The sequence below is a fragment of the Stutzerimonas sp. NM35 genome, from assembly GCF_054604355.1.
Genome location: NZ_CM137728.1, coordinates 1,316,194 through 1,329,722, shown reverse-complemented (window position 1 = coordinate 1,329,722; position 13,529 = coordinate 1,316,194). Strand labels below are relative to the sequence as shown.

General features: G+C 56.5%; 12 protein-coding genes and 1 pseudogene. 4 read left to right on the top strand and 9 right to left on the bottom strand.

Annotation, left to right across the window (positions count from 1 at the left end; genetic code table 11):
• Positions 1-14 precede the first annotated feature (14 nt).
• Both ACYCFC_RS06340 and ACYCFC_RS06335 read right to left on the bottom strand, forming a co-directional pair.
• On the bottom strand, positions 15-413 hold the full coding sequence (locus ACYCFC_RS06340; RefSeq protein WP_048329047.1) for a hypothetical protein: 399 nt from the start codon (positions 411-413) through the stop codon (positions 15-17).
• Entirely contained in the window at positions 410-1,324 is a 915-nt protein-coding gene (locus ACYCFC_RS06335; RefSeq protein ID WP_256518993.1) for a WYL domain-containing protein, read from the bottom strand. The genes ACYCFC_RS06340 and ACYCFC_RS06335 overlap by 4 nt, the downstream gene beginning before the upstream one ends.
• A gap of 634 nt (positions 1,325-1,958) precedes the next feature.
• Between ACYCFC_RS06335 and ACYCFC_RS06330 the strand changes: the two genes are divergently transcribed.
• The gene (locus tag ACYCFC_RS06330; RefSeq protein ID WP_080965143.1) at positions 1,959-2,228 is read left to right on the top strand and encodes a hypothetical protein; all 270 of its coding nucleotides are present in this window, start codon (positions 1,959-1,961) and stop codon (positions 2,226-2,228) included.
• Positions 2,225-2,414, top strand: a pseudogene (locus tag ACYCFC_RS06325) (LasR-specific antiactivator QslA); the annotation flags it as partial. The gene ACYCFC_RS06330 and the pseudogene ACYCFC_RS06325, both read left to right, overlap by 4 nt.
• A gap of 94 nt (positions 2,415-2,508) precedes the next feature.
• Here ACYCFC_RS06325 and ACYCFC_RS06320 read toward each other — a convergent pair.
• The 5 genes from ACYCFC_RS06320 to ACYCFC_RS06300 all read right to left on the bottom strand — a co-directional run bounded on the left by ACYCFC_RS06320 (position 2,509) and on the right by ACYCFC_RS06300 (position 9,523).
• On the bottom strand, positions 2,509-4,305 hold the full coding sequence (locus ACYCFC_RS06320; protein ID WP_256518992.1) for a UvrD-helicase domain-containing protein: 1,797 nt from the start codon (positions 4,303-4,305) through the stop codon (positions 2,509-2,511).
• A 10-nt stretch (positions 4,306-4,315) separates the two neighbouring features.
• A complete protein-coding gene (locus ACYCFC_RS06315) occupies positions 4,316-6,457 on the bottom strand; it encodes an ATP-dependent nuclease (RefSeq protein WP_048329045.1) in 2,142 nt (713 codons plus the stop codon).
• Between the two features lie 287 nt (positions 6,458-6,744).
• Positions 6,745-8,175, bottom strand: a complete 1,431-nt coding sequence (locus tag ACYCFC_RS06310; protein WP_459653457.1) for an IS1182 family transposase — start codon at positions 8,173-8,175, stop codon at positions 6,745-6,747.
• Between the two features lie 180 nt (positions 8,176-8,355).
• Entirely contained in the window at positions 8,356-8,712 is a 357-nt protein-coding gene (locus ACYCFC_RS06305) for a hypothetical protein (protein ID WP_053069162.1), read from the bottom strand.
• Between the two features lie 25 nt (positions 8,713-8,737).
• Positions 8,738-9,523, bottom strand: a complete 786-nt coding sequence (locus ACYCFC_RS06300) for a GIY-YIG nuclease family protein (protein ID WP_459653456.1) — start codon at positions 9,521-9,523, stop codon at positions 8,738-8,740.
• Here ACYCFC_RS06300 and ACYCFC_RS06295 point away from each other — a divergent pair.
• Positions 9,512-10,674 (top strand): IS3 family transposase gene (locus ACYCFC_RS06295; protein WP_459652135.1). Its coding sequence is split into 2 segments (ribosomal slippage): positions 9,512-9,767 and positions 9,767-10,674, totalling 1,164 coding nucleotides; the frame shifts between segments, so codons are not numbered across the junction. The two genes, ACYCFC_RS06300 and ACYCFC_RS06295, sit on opposite strands and share 12 nt — an antisense overlap.
• A gap of 3 nt (positions 10,675-10,677) precedes the next feature.
• Here the strand turns inward: ACYCFC_RS06295 and ACYCFC_RS06290 are convergent.
• Positions 10,678-11,655, bottom strand: coding sequence for a DUF4041 domain-containing protein (locus ACYCFC_RS06290; protein WP_459653455.1), 978 nt, complete (start codon positions 11,653-11,655; stop codon positions 10,678-10,680).
• Positions 11,656-12,001: 346 nt separating this feature from the next.
• Here ACYCFC_RS06290 and radC point away from each other — a divergent pair, with 346 nt between their 5' ends.
• Positions 12,002-12,508 carry a RadC family protein gene (gene radC, locus ACYCFC_RS06285; RefSeq protein ID WP_256518991.1) on the top strand — a complete coding sequence of 169 codons (507 nt, stop codon included), beginning with the start codon at positions 12,002-12,004 and terminating at the stop codon, positions 12,506-12,508.
• A 36-nt stretch (positions 12,509-12,544) separates the two neighbouring features.
• Here the strand turns inward: radC and ACYCFC_RS06280 are convergent, their stop codons facing one another.
• A complete protein-coding gene (locus ACYCFC_RS06280) occupies positions 12,545-13,357 on the bottom strand; it encodes an NYN domain-containing protein (RefSeq protein WP_459653454.1) in 813 nt (270 codons plus the stop codon).
• Positions 13,358-13,529: the final 172 nt, after the last annotated feature.

Genomic DNA, 13,529 nt, shown 5'->3' with positions numbered 1-13,529 from the left:
ATCCTGTGTATCCGTTAAGCCAGCTTGAGTAGCGGGCCTTTTAATTCGAGTCGAGCATCTTGTTGAGCTGCACTGCGCAGCATCGGCTCGGTGACCACCAAACCTGTCGGCAATTTGCTGATGAGCTGGGCCAAGGGCATGGGGCGACCCGTCTTGTGCAGTAGCGCCACCATTTCGTCGGCCAGGCTGGGCGCTGCGTGGCCTTGCCCAGCTTTGAGAGACCACGCGAGTTCACCACCGGACAATTCACAGCGTTGCAAGGACGGCGTACAAGCCAGCCATAGGCTCAACTGCGCACGACTCCATCCCAGCTGATGCCATTGCGTGCCATGGTCCACCCACAACTGGTCCAGTGTGACGGGACCGGTTTTCATACCTCGCCGAACGACGTCCAATAGATCAAAGTCGCTCATGCAGCCCCTCCGCCGGAGGGGTGAGGTGTCGGGGCTCGATAACCAGGGGCAAGCGTTGCATTTGCAACGCCATAAAGCGCCAGAGGATCTTTTAGCCAGAGCCGATACTCATGCCCACGCAGGCTATGGTCAGGAGAGCAGTCCACGCTCCATCTACGCAGAATGTATCCGGCTGTCGCGGCACGCAATTTCATCCGCAGGACGCCCTCCTCCATGCTGTAGTCCATCTCGGTGATCTCTGGTCGAGGTTGATCCGGGTGCGGCACCAACTCCAGCTCGACGACCCGAGTCCATTGAATGTCTTGGTCGTTTCTCTCGTGCGGCGCTACCGACAGTCCCTTGAGCACGACAGGGTTCTTGATACGGGTTATGACGAAATCCCGGAACTCCTGAGATTTACGGTCGAAGGCACGTACGTGCCAGCGGAGGCCGTTATCGATCAAGGCGAACGGGACAATCTCTCGCTCTGTGTGGCCACTGGAGATGGAGTGGTACTCAATGCCAAGCGGGCATTCCTGGTGAATTGCCCGGGTCACGCCCGCCAGTACATCCAGATCTGGGTAGGTGAGGCAAAACGGGCGCTCGCTGATCACCCAGGCGCTGATATACATGGGCTCGCCGTCGCCGAAACCTTGAGTCAGCCACGACATTACTCGCTCTGGGGGGAAATCAAAGACCGGCCGGAAAGTCGTGCCCAGACCGTAAGCCTTTGCTTTGGCGTCGTAGTCGATGTTGCCGGGAGCGATCTCTTTGTACAAAGCCAAATCCCGAGTCGCGGCAGCAGACTGGATGCCAAACCGCGACACTAAGTCCTGTCGGCGAATCTCCCCGATGAATCGTATGCGCAACTCTACAAACGCGAGACGGTCGCGTTGTGGCTGGGTTAAGTCGGAAAGTTTCTGTATCGACATGCATCTTGGCTCATAGAGAGAGCAGTGGTGATCAGTATGACGCAACGCACGATAGCATTTTGCTACGCCAACGTGCGCGAACCGACTCTAAAATGATGCGCGCATCCGTCGCATAGTGATCACCATTTAATCAGACTGAGGATAATGGTAGGTGTTTTTTACGTCCCTCCAGCGATTACCGCGAATAGATGCACGACCACCAAGGCACCAGAAATCGCACCCTGCCTGGGTGACTGGAATGCTAACCATCATTCCACTACGCCACACTAGGTTGCCATCCTGAAACCCTCGGGATAGAGTGCGCCCGTCGTGGTCAATCCCACGGCCGGGTGTGGTAGCCCGATTCACACGAAGGCGCGGTTGCGTCATAAACGAGAGCAGGCCCTTCTCAGGATCTGCAGTTTTCTCGTGCATTTATGGCGGGCCGTGTGAGGCAGGCTTCGGCCTGGCCGGCCTTCCTTCGTGGGTCGGTCTACCACCCTTGCACGGTCCGCCTCCATTTGTGTGGTAGCGAATGGCTGCGGCTCCTTAATCTCACGAAGGAGCATAAGGAAAATGCGCTATCCCCTTTTTACCCAAGAGCTCCGCCTTGGTCTTCAGATCCTGCTGTCCACCTCTGATCGGGAGGTGCGCCATGGCTGAGTTCGAATCCTGCGTTGTACCTTTTCCGTTGCAGCGAAGCCCGCTGCATGAATCCGAACGCTCTTCCCTACCCTCTGAAGCTGCAGCTGAATTGCGTGGTGTGATGCTCGGCAATCTGCTCGATCAACTAGCTGAACCTGACGGTTTGCAGCCAGCCGATCTGCGCGTGCGCATAGCTGCTCACTCAGCGCTGGCTCTACTCGATGAGATGGTCGTGCTCTATCGTCGCGCCCTCTCTGACGCTCGAGGAGGTGCCAGATGAGAAAGAGCGTTATCACCTACCTTCCGTAGCGACGGCCATCCAGGCATGGAAATAGCCTGGGCTGCCGACTGCAGAGAAGCATTCAACCAGAGCGTGAGGCTGGCCCAGACCTGGCTCGATAACGTTCGTAGCGGATGGCTCTGGGCAGTAATGATCGCCGAGCGCGGTCTACTACCATGCGCTATTGCTTGTGCCGCTGGCAACGGCCCTTGATTCAAATCGTCTGCGCCAATTGCATGCAACCGAACGCCAGGTCGGGTATCGATACGTGGCAGCGTCTCTATTGGGAGTCATAGGGAAATACACAGGCCTTCAATAGCCTAGTCGCCTCCCAAGTGTCGCCTCGCCGACCTCTTGCGCGACCTGTCTCAGAAAACATGTGTAGATGCCTTCGTGCGCGGGATCCGATGACGTAAAGGAGCTTCTTTGCACTGTCGTCTCCGCCGGCGTCATTGAAATGCGGCACCATCCCCTGGAGCAGAGTGTGAGCGATGACGACATCGAACTCAGCTCCTTTGACGCCGTGAATGGTGGATACCAAAATCCCGGATCGCGCCTGGAACGCCTTTTTGAAAAAGGAGACATCGCTCGCAGCGGCGACTCCATCAGTTTGCAGTCTTTGTAATCGCGCCTCGGAGCTCGCGAAGAACGCCTCGTGGTGTTCTAACAGACTCGCAAAATCAATGTAGGGCACTTGAAGACGATGGAACAGGGTATCGAAGAACCTGCGCAGATAACGAAGGCCGTTCGTCTCATCGATCACGACCGCGTTGCATTCAGCGAGAAACTGCTTTCGGTTGAAAGCGGAAACGTCGACGCCTGCGCTGCTCAGATCCTCGATCACGTCGCCTGCCCATCGCAAGCGACGCAGGTAGCCGCCAGGGGAGGGCTCGGTCAATGCGAGCCGCGCCACTTTATACCAAAAGTTCTCCGTGTCTCGAGCGAATGGGACAATGCCCGGACCGTCAAACCTATACTCCGGCAACCGCACGACAAGCGCGCGCGTCATGGCTGTCAGATAAGGCCACTGAGGGGCGATGACGCAGATCTCATTGGGCGGCACACCCAGCACCTCGATGTTGTGCTGAATCAAGTGCGCGATTTCGTCGGCGAGATCGTCCTTATGGATGGTTGCGTCGTAGGTGATCAGGCTGGCAAAGTCTCGGTCTGGACCCGAAGCCTGGATCTGCATCCCATACAGATTGAAGTTCTCGAAGTAGTCGATGAGTCTCTGGGAAGAGCGATAGTTTCGTGACAACGTTCTCGACTCGATCTCTAACCCCGTTATGGCTCGCAGGCCGTTGAGATCGATAGGGAAACCACCCAGCGAACCAAAAATCGACTGGTTGGGGTCTCCCACCATCAACAACTTGGTGGTACCACCGCCAGCTGACATTATCTTTCCTAGAATCGCATATTGAATCTCTTTGGTGTCTTGATACTCGTCAACCAAGACAAATGAGAAAAGATTGGAAAGATTTCTACTGATCGCAGGATGCGCAGCCACGAGCCTTTGCGCATAGAAGAGGATCAGCTCAAAGTCAATCTGACGCTTATCTTTTAGCGTCGCAAAGAACTCGTCCAGTACATTTCCGATGAACGCATGTTTGCGCGTATCACTACATCCCAGCACACGCTCGCGAGGGGTAAAGTAGTAATCACAATCCCAAAAAGTGACGTATTGAGCTCGGTATGGATCGCACAGCTGCTCCAGCAGCTTTTCGCGCTCGTGCAAATCGATGATTCGAAACCCGTGAGCCAGATCGGGATGGTAAAGACCGTAGGGCTTCAAAATCCATTCAAGGCAAAAAGCATGGATAGTGCCGATCCACAATCGCTCGGTGTTGACTCCCAAATTCTCGATTCGCTCGCGTATCTCATCGGCAGCACGGTTGGTGTAGGTGATTGCGATGACAAACTGGCGGGCGGACGTCAGCCGTGAGAGTTCATAAGCGATCTTATACGTCAACGTTCGTGTCTTACCGCTGCCCGGACAGGCGATTAGGAGCTGACTGCCCGCGAAAAGTACCGCAGCCTCTTGTTCAGGGTTGAGCTCATGTCGGGACCAAGCGAACATCAAAGCCCCCTCAAGCGACATTCGCCAGCAGTCGATGGATCTGATCGTTCGGCAGCATTGCCAGCAGTGTAGCTTTGAGGTCAGCGAGAGGTAGAGCGCCGGAACGGTACTGCTCGATCAACTCATGCAATGCTTCGGCGTCTGGCGCGGCTAGGACACCACTTTGTATGGCCTTGCTAACTCTGTAGCGATAGATGTTCGAGAACAGCTCCGTTGACAGGGTCGGCTGGGCGAAGAAAATTGCGTCTCGAATATATAGCGGGATAACAGTGTTAGAATCCAAGTATCTGCCCAGCTGGATAGCAAACCAACCTTTCCCCTGGTTAGCCGCCATCGTCAGAACGCGCCGTCCGAACTGGGCCTTGTCCCCAGATGCCAGCTCAACGTCGGCCGCCACGAGCGTTTGTGGATCAACATAGATGATCGGCACCAGCGCTCTAACTTTCGCTGCATTTCCAGCTGCGATGAAATCAACCTCGAACGTATGATCTGCATAATGGGAGGACAGCCAAGGGTTGCCCCGGACAAAGAGATCGAGAGCAAGCTTGCGTGCAAGTCCCTTCACGTCCGATCCATGACACTTCCTTTTGTAGCGAACTTCCGCCTCAGAATCGCCCGGCATGTGGGCTGTATCGATAATGGCTGCGTCACGATCAGTGATAATGGCACAGCGCTTGCGGATTCGAGATTGGTGAAAGAGCGTTGCCACATTCTGGAAACCGGTACTACGGATGTTGATGAGGCTGACGCCTATCTCGTCAAGACTGAGCCCCGTCACCTGCTTAAACATCAGCGGTATCAGAATTTCTTCCGCGTCGCCCTCAACTAGGATCACACTCTTGGCGAACAATAGGTTGCTTCGAACTGCATCTAGGTACCGCTGCACCGTATCAATTGCCGTTGGATCGAGACCCGTTGTGGGTTGATATGCTTCGCACGCTGCACCCCGTCGTCCCAGCACATTGACGCTGGAGACCTTGCTGACTTCGGAAATCTGGGTCGAGTGCGTGGAGTAGATGATCTGCGTGTCGGCGTAAGAGATGCGATCGAACAAGGTTTTCTGGATATGGGTGTGGATGTGTGCCTCTGGCTCCTCGATGAGCAGAAAATTGGCAATCGACTGACGTGCTCGTTGATACTGAAATTCAAGCAGTTTCAACGTCAGGAAGATCAGGTTGGCCCCTCCAAGACTAAGCTCATGAATGGCACCCTCATAATTTTCGTCCGACTCACCCACGAAAAGCTTCAACGACTGGAAAAGCTTGTCAGCCTCTTCTGGTAGATCCGAGCGGATTGACAACGAGCTTGGCGAATAGGTCTCGCCCGCAGCCGCCTTAATTGTGCTTCGAATATCAGATCGGACGACCTGCACATCGTTTAGTGCCACGATTGATTCGTTGAGCTCGCGGACTCTGGCGACGATCGGATCCATGTCAGGCGCGGAGATCGAGCCGCTCTTGCTTTTTAGCAGCGTGAGCAGAGGGTTAGTTCGATTGTTATGGAACTCTGCCACGACGTCCCGTAACGCTTTAATGTAAGTAAACGAGACCTCGCTTGCGACCGAAAGAAGCGGAGACACGCGAGCGCCTATACGTGGATCGTCAGTCTCGTAGCTAATTATGCAGTTCTCAAAGTCGCCCACAATCTCGGAGTAAGTCGCGGGACTCCCAAAGTCGGCCGTGCTTCTGCCGGTGATGACCGTTTCATAGTCAGTAATTTCAATGGACTCCCTGACTCTAGCCAACCCAGCTATGTCCCCATTTGCAAGTTTGGCCAACTTGAGTCGGACGTCCTTTTTCGGTCGAAAGATCAGATTATAGGTGGCCCTGCCGATTGGCGCTGCACCAGCTATCACACCTGCTCCATGTAAGAAGAGTGCCTGAATCGCCTCATCGGGACCGACCTCGTCGAATTCAAGGCTAATGATGATCCAATGACCACGCCAATTGTCGAGACCACGGTGAAAGTCAGCCTCCTCCAAGCGAGATGCTGATCGTGACATCGAGTCGTCGAGCAAAAGGCGAATTGCTCGAAACAAATTTGTCTTTCCCGACCCGTTTTCTCCGATGATTGTGTTCACACCTTTCGTGAACATCAGATCTGCACTTGCGAAGTTCCGGTAATTGACGAGCGTCAGTTTTGCGATATGCATCAGAGTCCAGGCCCTAAAGTTTCTGTTGTTGGCATCACACTCGCCAGCCAAGCTCACGATCTATCAAGAGACCACAGCCAAATCTCCGAACAACTAGTACAGATGTCCGTTTCTGGCCCAGACCGTGTAAAAACGCAGCAAGCGATGGCAATCAGCTGCCGGGGGATTTTCTCAGCGTCCAGGAGGCCGCCGGAGGCCCAATCAGGCGCATTCGGTGATTCTGGTTGTTATGGCACTTTAGGCTTCGACGCGTCTGCTGGAGGACGGCAGGACTCGTAAAACAGGCCTCAGGCCTTCATCGCGGCCATCAGGGCACCGCTGCCCAGCAAGTTCAACACGCGTTTGAGATTGTAGGCGAGCACATGCAGGCTCATCTCGGTGCTCACCCGGTCGAGCGTTCTGGTGAGGAAATGGGTGGCACCCATCCAGGATTTCAGCGTGCCGAACGGGTGCTCGACCGTTTGGCGACGGATCCGCATCATCTCGGGCGCTTGATCCAGGCGACTCTGCATCGCCTCGAGCACGGCCTCATGCTCCCAGCGGCTCACCCGGCGCTGTGGGCTCGGCGTACAGTGCTCTTTCAACGCGCAACCTTGGCAGTGCGAACTCCAGTAGCGGTGCAGCTTCAGCCCTTTCTCGACTCTTGCAAAACGCCAGATCAGGCTTTGCCCAGCAGGGCAGCGGTACTCGTTCTTGGCTGCGTCATAGATGAAATCACCTTTGCCGAAGCGGCCAGCCGCTGTCGCACCCGAGGTCAGCGTCTTGGGCACGAAAACGGTGATTCCAGCCTCATGGCACGCCAGGATTTCTTCGCCTTTGAAATACCCTCTGTCTGCGACCGCCGAGAGCTTCTCGACATCCATGGCCTCTCGCGCCTGCTTGGCCATGGAGCTCAGTTGGTCTCGATCGACTCCGTCGTTCGTGACCTCGTGCGTCACGATCAGGTGGTGCTTCGCGTCGACCGCCGCCTGCACGTTGTAGCCGACCATTCCGCTGCCCCGCGTCTTCATTGAGCGGGCATCGGGATCGGTCAGAGAGATCTGTTTATCCGGTGTTTCGTTGAGCTGTACCTCGATTCCCTTGAGCTCCTGCAGCTTAGTTTTCAAGGTTGCGATCTTGTCGTGGAGGCGTTCGGCTTTGACCTTCGCCACGGCTGGTTCCTGACGATCAGCAGTATCCAGTGCGGTCAGGTAGCGATTGATGCTGGACTCGATCTCCTCCATTCGCCGCTGAAGCTTGGCGCTGGTGAAGTTGCGGTCGCGATTGTTGACCGCCTTAAACTTGCTGCCATCGATGGCCACCAGCGCTTCAGAGAACAGGCCAAGCTGCTGGCACAGCACCACGAACTGCCGACAGACGCCGCGGATTGCCTTGCCGTTATCCTTGCGGAAGTTGGCGATGGTCTTGAAGTCCGGCATCAAACGTCCGGTCAGCCACATCAACTCAACGTTGCGCTGAGCCTCGCGTTCGAGACGTCGACTGGACTGGATGCGGTTGAGGTAACCGTAGATGTAGATCTTCAGCAGGTCGGCAGGATGGTAGGCGGGCCGACCTGTTTCAGCCGGGACGACACCCTCGAAACCCAGTTGGCCAAGGTCGAGTTCATCGACGAACACATCGACCACCCGCACCGGGTTGGTGTCCGCTACGTAGTCATCCAGGCTCTCGGGAAGCAGCGCGCTTTGGCCTCGATGCTCTCCCTGGATAAAACGCTTCATCGGCATCCCCCGCTGATTTGAATCCATCAAATCACAGCAAGGTCGATGCCAACGTTTTTACACAGTCTGGGCCGATAACTGCCTTACGAAAGGCAGGCCTTCTTCATGCCGATTCACAATGGCAGCCACGTTGCAAACCCCTGTGTCTCGTAGTACTGCCACCTCAGTTTCACTCGATGCTCAATGCCATCCTTCACGCTTGCCGCCGCACATCTTGCACACGCTGTACGTGCCATAGCGTCCGTCTTTATGGGACATAACCCCACCGCAGCGGTTACAGCCGCCCTGAAGGTCGCCGCGTTCCCAGCGAAGGAGCTGCCAGCAGTTCCAGGCAGTCCAGATGGAGGCGACAAGGGTCAGCGCCGCACTGGCGGGAAAAAGCACCCTCCCAACATTAGCCAGTAAGGCGGAAGCAAGATCACTAGCGGGGGCGGTACCAGAGAACAGCATCACTCCCATGATGCCTATGAGCATGAGAAAAACCGGCAACGCAAAGAGCCTGAAGTAGCGCTCAATAGCCGTGATATCGATGTTCATTGTAGTTTCCCCCTATCCACGCGCATTAACTGACAAGCTCTTCTTCTTCGACCACAGCTTCGACTTCCAACTGGTGCCTTGTCCATTCGCGTTCGATTTCCGGGTTCTCCAGAATCTGCTGCTCAATGCGCAGGCTCTCCCGGTATTCATGAGCCTTGGCCGTCATCGTCCAATGCGTCTCAACCCCCAGGTTTTCCAGCTCTTGTCTAATGTCTTCCAGCCCGAGGCGGAAGAACTCCTTGCGCGGGTTGACTTTGTTCACCTGCTGCCGCAGGAAGTGCCGGTGCAGGCTTTTCTCAAGCCCGGGGGCATCGTCACTGAAGATCATGGCATGCACATCGAACTCAAACGGCACACTGGCGTCACCCAGCTCACGAATACGATCCTGAGGCTCGAGGCGACGCGTCATGCCGATCTTGAATACTTCCTCGCCAAACGAGCCGATATTGGAAATTACATACACATGCCCGGAGCGGGTCTGCTGGGCCATGGAGAGAGCTCGCTGGTTCTTTTCCTCGGCTTCGCGCAGCTTCGCTTCAAGCTCCATCAACTTGGCCTCGAACTCGGCACGCTGAACCTCATTGGCAGCCTCAACCTGCTTCTGCACCTTTTCCATGGCTTTGCGCAGCGTATCTTCTTCCTTGGCCGCATCCTTGATGGCGCGCTCGTATTCCCGGCGAGCTTTCTCCTCCTCCCGGATTTGCTCACGTAGCCGGCGTTGCTCTTCCCTCTCCTTGTAGTGGTCTACTGATCCCGGACACCGATTTAGGCGAAAATCCTCGCCATTAAGAGGTGTTCGATGAGCAAGCAACGACGTACGTTTTCCGCCGAGTTCAAACGAGAGGCAGCTGCCTTGGTACTAGATCAGGGCTACAGCCATATCGAGGCCTGCCGTTCGCTGGGCGTCGTGGACTCGGCTTTGCGGCGATGGGTGAAACAACTCCAAGACGAGCGCCAGGGCGTTACCCCAAAAAGCAAAGCGCTGACACCCGAGCAGCAGAAGATCCAGGAGCTAGAGGCTAGGATCAACCGGCTGGAGCGGGAGAAAGCGATATTAAAAAAGGCTACCGCTCTCTTGATGTCGGACGAACTCGATCGTACGCGCTGATAGACCAGTTGAGTGAGCGGGAACCGGTAGAAGTGGTCTGTTCAGCCTTCGATGTGACGCGATCTTGCTACTACGCCCATCGCCTTCGACGTCGCCGTGTAGATGCTCGTCGCGTCGCGCTACGTAGCCGGGTCAACGAGTTGTTTAACCAAAGCCGGGGCTCGGCTGGCAGCCGAAGCATCCTGGGTATGCTGCGCGAGGACGGCGTGGAGATCGGCCATTTCCGTGTGCGTCGACTGATGCGTGAGTTGGGGCTGGTCAGCAAGCAGCCGGGCTCGCACGCCTACAAGCAGGCCACGGTTGAGCGCCCGGATATCCCGAATCGACTGAACCGTGAGTTCGCAGTCCAGCGCCCGAACCAAGTGTGGTGCGGCGACATCACCTACGTCTGGGCGCAAGGTCGTTGGCATTACCTGGCCGCGGTGCTGGATCTGCACACGCGTCGGGTGGTTGGCTGGGCGTTCTCCGCCAAACCGGATGCCGAGCTGGTAATCAAAGCCCTCGATATGGCCTATGAGCAGCGCGGCAAGCCACAGCAGGTGCTGTTCCATTCGGATCAGGGTAGCCAGTACGCCAGCCGCTTGTTCCGGCAGCGGCTGTGGCGCTACCGAATGCAGCAGAGCATGAGCCGCCGGGGTAATTGTTGGGACAATTCGCCGATGGAACGCCTATTCCGCAGCCTGAAGTCGGAGTGGATACCGCAGACCGGTTACCTGACGGCACAGGAAGCTCAGCGGGATATCAGCCACTACCTGATGCACCGCTACAACTGGGTCAGGCCGCATCAATTCAACGACGGGTTACCGCCTGCGGTGGCCGAAGAAAAACTTAACCCACTGTCCGGGATGGGTTGACCACTACACCTCGTCCTTCAAGGCTTTGGCGGTTACCGCCCACTTCAACTCTTCCAAACGCGCTGCCAAGTAGCTGTCGGTTATACGAGCGCTGCGGAAGGCTGCACCGTTATGGTTGACCAGCGAGAAAGCGTCGCGGATTTCCTGCTCCAGCTTGCCGTGGTTATCGCTCTTGCTACGAGAAAGAATGGAATCGACTTTGCCGTTGAAAGCGTCTACGACAAAGCGAATGGCTGTTTCCTTGCGGTTTGCCTCTACGTAGTCACAGGTGGCCGCAAGTCCGCTCTTTACCATCATGCGGCAGGTGTCGCGAGCGTCTTTGAGCTTCTGCCCTGCCTCAGTAAAACTGAACTCGTCAGCCAGGTCATCGAGCAGGTTGTAGGTGGGTACGATGTAGGCGTCGCCATAGCCCTCAATGATGTTTTTCATCGCTTGAGCGGTGTTGGCAAAGTCCTTGGCGCGGTTCATTGCGGTATAAGCATCACCGGCGATTTCCTCCGCTCGCAGATGGGCGGCGGTGATAATTCTCTCTGCTTCCTGTCCGGCCGCCTCAATACGGCGCTCGGCCTGCTCCAAGGCATTCTGGGACTTTAGATTCGCCTGCTCGACTGTGCTCCTGGCGGCCAGCTCGGCTTCTTGGCGCAAGTTATTGGCGTCTGACTTAGACTGCTCCAGCAAGCGCTGCGCATCAACCACGATGGCCTTAGCAACGGCTTCGACATCCTCGATTGAGGTGTATTTGCTGAGCGCTTCGACCCGTTTTAGCAGAGCATCACGCGCGTCGGTGAGCAGAGATATTTCTAACTGCAGCAGCCTTATCTGAGAGGCCTGCTGAGCCATCACCTGCTCTTGCTCATGGATTCTCGAATCCCTCAACACCTGCTCGGCGATGTGGGCTTTGCGGGCCGCTCTGGAGCCTTGGAAAAGCTTCGCGCACAGCAACAGTGCGACGACGAGCGCGATGGATAGAGGCCATTCCATACATTTTCTTCCCTGGGCAGAGCGGCTTGAGTGCAACCTGAATAGCGGGCGCGTCGATGTGCCAATCATCCGATAAATCAGCACACCGCGATAATGGCCAAATGCCGTCAACAGCTCAATAGCAGTTGTCGTTAGAGCCTGCGCGCTGCGCTTGCTGGTGGCGTCTGTGAGATCGGTGGAATGGTGGTCTTGCTGTTTCCTCTCACCGTATCACGGCGTTCTCGCCGTCAAGGGCTGCATGCGCTTCGCGCATTTGCGGCTGGGCCGGCTATAGCCCCCTGACGGCTGCGCTGCGCCGTGCTGGACCGGTTCCGGGCAATTCCGCCCGAGCAACTGGAGCATGATCATGTCGCAGCTTTCTCTCGTCTTTGACGCTTCCCTGATGATTCGCGACGAGCAAGGTCGCTATCTGCCTGCCACTGCAGAACAGATCCTGGATGCCGCTCGCAAGGTGATCGATCAGAAGGTTCAGCGAGGCGCAGCCTTCACGTCTTCGGAGCTGGTCAAGGAGTACCTGATCACGAAGCTGGGTGGCTTTGAGCACGAGGTTTTCTCAGCACTGTTTCTGGATGCCAAGCATCGCCTGATCCAATACGTCGAGATGTTCCGCGGCACCATCGACAGTGCGTCTGTGTACCCACGCGAGGTGGTCAAGGAGGCACTGCGCCTGAATGCAGCTGCAGTGATCTTCGCGCACAATCATCCAAGCGGAAATCCAGAGCCAAGCCAGGCTGACAAGGTGCTCACTCAGCGTTTGAAAGAAGCCTTGGCGCTGGTCGATGTCCGCTCGCTGGATCACGTCATCGTGGCTGGCCAACGCACGGTGTCTTTCGCCGAGCTTGGGTTGCTATGAACCAAGGGGGCTGAGCCCCCTTTTTGCTGCGGCCTTTCAGGCGTCCGCAGCGTGTTCCGTCGGCTCCTCCTCCTTGGCCGCCAGCCCCACCGTCCAGTGGCCGCCGTTCTCTTGGATCAGATGCAGCAGGTCGTAGGTTTTGATCATGTCCAGTAGACCAGAGTGGCCGTAGGCGTTTGGCGAGAATGCCGGATCGGTACGTTTGAGGTACTGCCCAAGGGCGCTCAGGGTGACCTTGCCTTCGCTGGTTCCACCTGCAAGCAGAGATACGGCATCGACCACGAACCTTGGTCGCCGTTTGACGACAGGCTTGCAGGGCTCCGGCTTGGCGGTTTCCTGCTTGCCGCTCGACTCAGCCTTGGCCGCAAGCTTCTCGGCATGCTCCGCAACAGGTTCCTGGGAATGCTCCTCGCGACGCCACTCGAAGAACTGGTCACTGGCGTTACGCAGTGCGTCGGGGGTCATGGGTTCACCGACGATGCAGACGGTAGCGCCGCGCTCTCTGAGCTTGCGGCACAGGTAGGCGAAATCTGAGTCGCTGGTTACCAGGCAGAACGTATCCGCGCGCTGATCGAATAGCGCCTCCATCGCATCCAAGGCCAGGGCAATGTCGGAAGTATTCTTGCCGGCTGCATACTGATACTGCAGGCATGGCGTGAAGGCCAGTCGAACCAGAGCCTCCTGCCATTTGTTGGCCAAGGTGCCGTGATTGCCATACCCCCGTCTCAGGACGACACGGCCGAACTGGGCGACCACGCGCAGGGCATGCTCCAGAATCTCGGGCGATACGTTGTCGCAATCCACCAGAACAGCTACACGCGTTTCTCCAGCCGGCGTGAAAACTCCCATCCCTGCTCCTTTTGTGATCCCTGTTGAGCCAATAGCCTGACGACTGCTGCAAGCACGACAATTACAGACCGGGTGGTCTACCTCGGGTCTAGATCATTTGGCGAACTTGCGCGTCTTCAGTTCCAAAGTAGAAATACCGTGCTGGACAAGCGATCAGATTGTGAACCAGCAG

Bases quoted from the DNA above. Each gene is read 5' to 3' on its own strand.
- ACYCFC_RS06340 (WP_048329047.1), bottom strand. From the start codon at position 413: ATGAGCGACTTTGATCTATTGGACGTCGTTCGGCGAGGTATGAAAACC.
- ACYCFC_RS06335 (WP_256518993.1), bottom strand. From the start codon at position 1,324: ATGTCGATACAGAAACTTTCCGACTTAACCCAGCCACAACGCGACCGT.
- ACYCFC_RS06330 (WP_080965143.1), top strand. From the start codon at position 1,959: ATGGCTGAGTTCGAATCCTGCGTTGTACCTTTTCCGTTGCAGCGAAGC.
- ACYCFC_RS06320 (WP_256518992.1), bottom strand. From the start codon at position 4,305: ATGTTCGCTTGGTCCCGACATGAGCTCAACCCTGAACAAGAGGCTGCG.
- ACYCFC_RS06315 (WP_048329045.1), bottom strand. From the start codon at position 6,457: ATGCATATCGCAAAACTGACGCTCGTCAATTACCGGAACTTCGCAAGT.
- ACYCFC_RS06310 (WP_459653457.1), bottom strand. From the start codon at position 8,175: ATGAAGCGTTTTATCCAGGGAGAGCATCGAGGCCAAAGCGCGCTGCTT.
- ACYCFC_RS06305 (WP_053069162.1), bottom strand. From the start codon at position 8,712: ATGAACATCGATATCACGGCTATTGAGCGCTACTTCAGGCTCTTTGCG.
- ACYCFC_RS06290 (WP_459653455.1), bottom strand. From the start codon at position 11,655: ATGGAATGGCCTCTATCCATCGCGCTCGTCGTCGCACTGTTGCTGTGC.
- radC (WP_256518991.1), top strand. From the start codon at position 12,002: ATGTCGCAGCTTTCTCTCGTCTTTGACGCTTCCCTGATGATTCGCGAC.
- ACYCFC_RS06280 (WP_459653454.1), bottom strand. From the start codon at position 13,357: ATGGGAGTTTTCACGCCGGCTGGAGAAACGCGTGTAGCTGTTCTGGTG.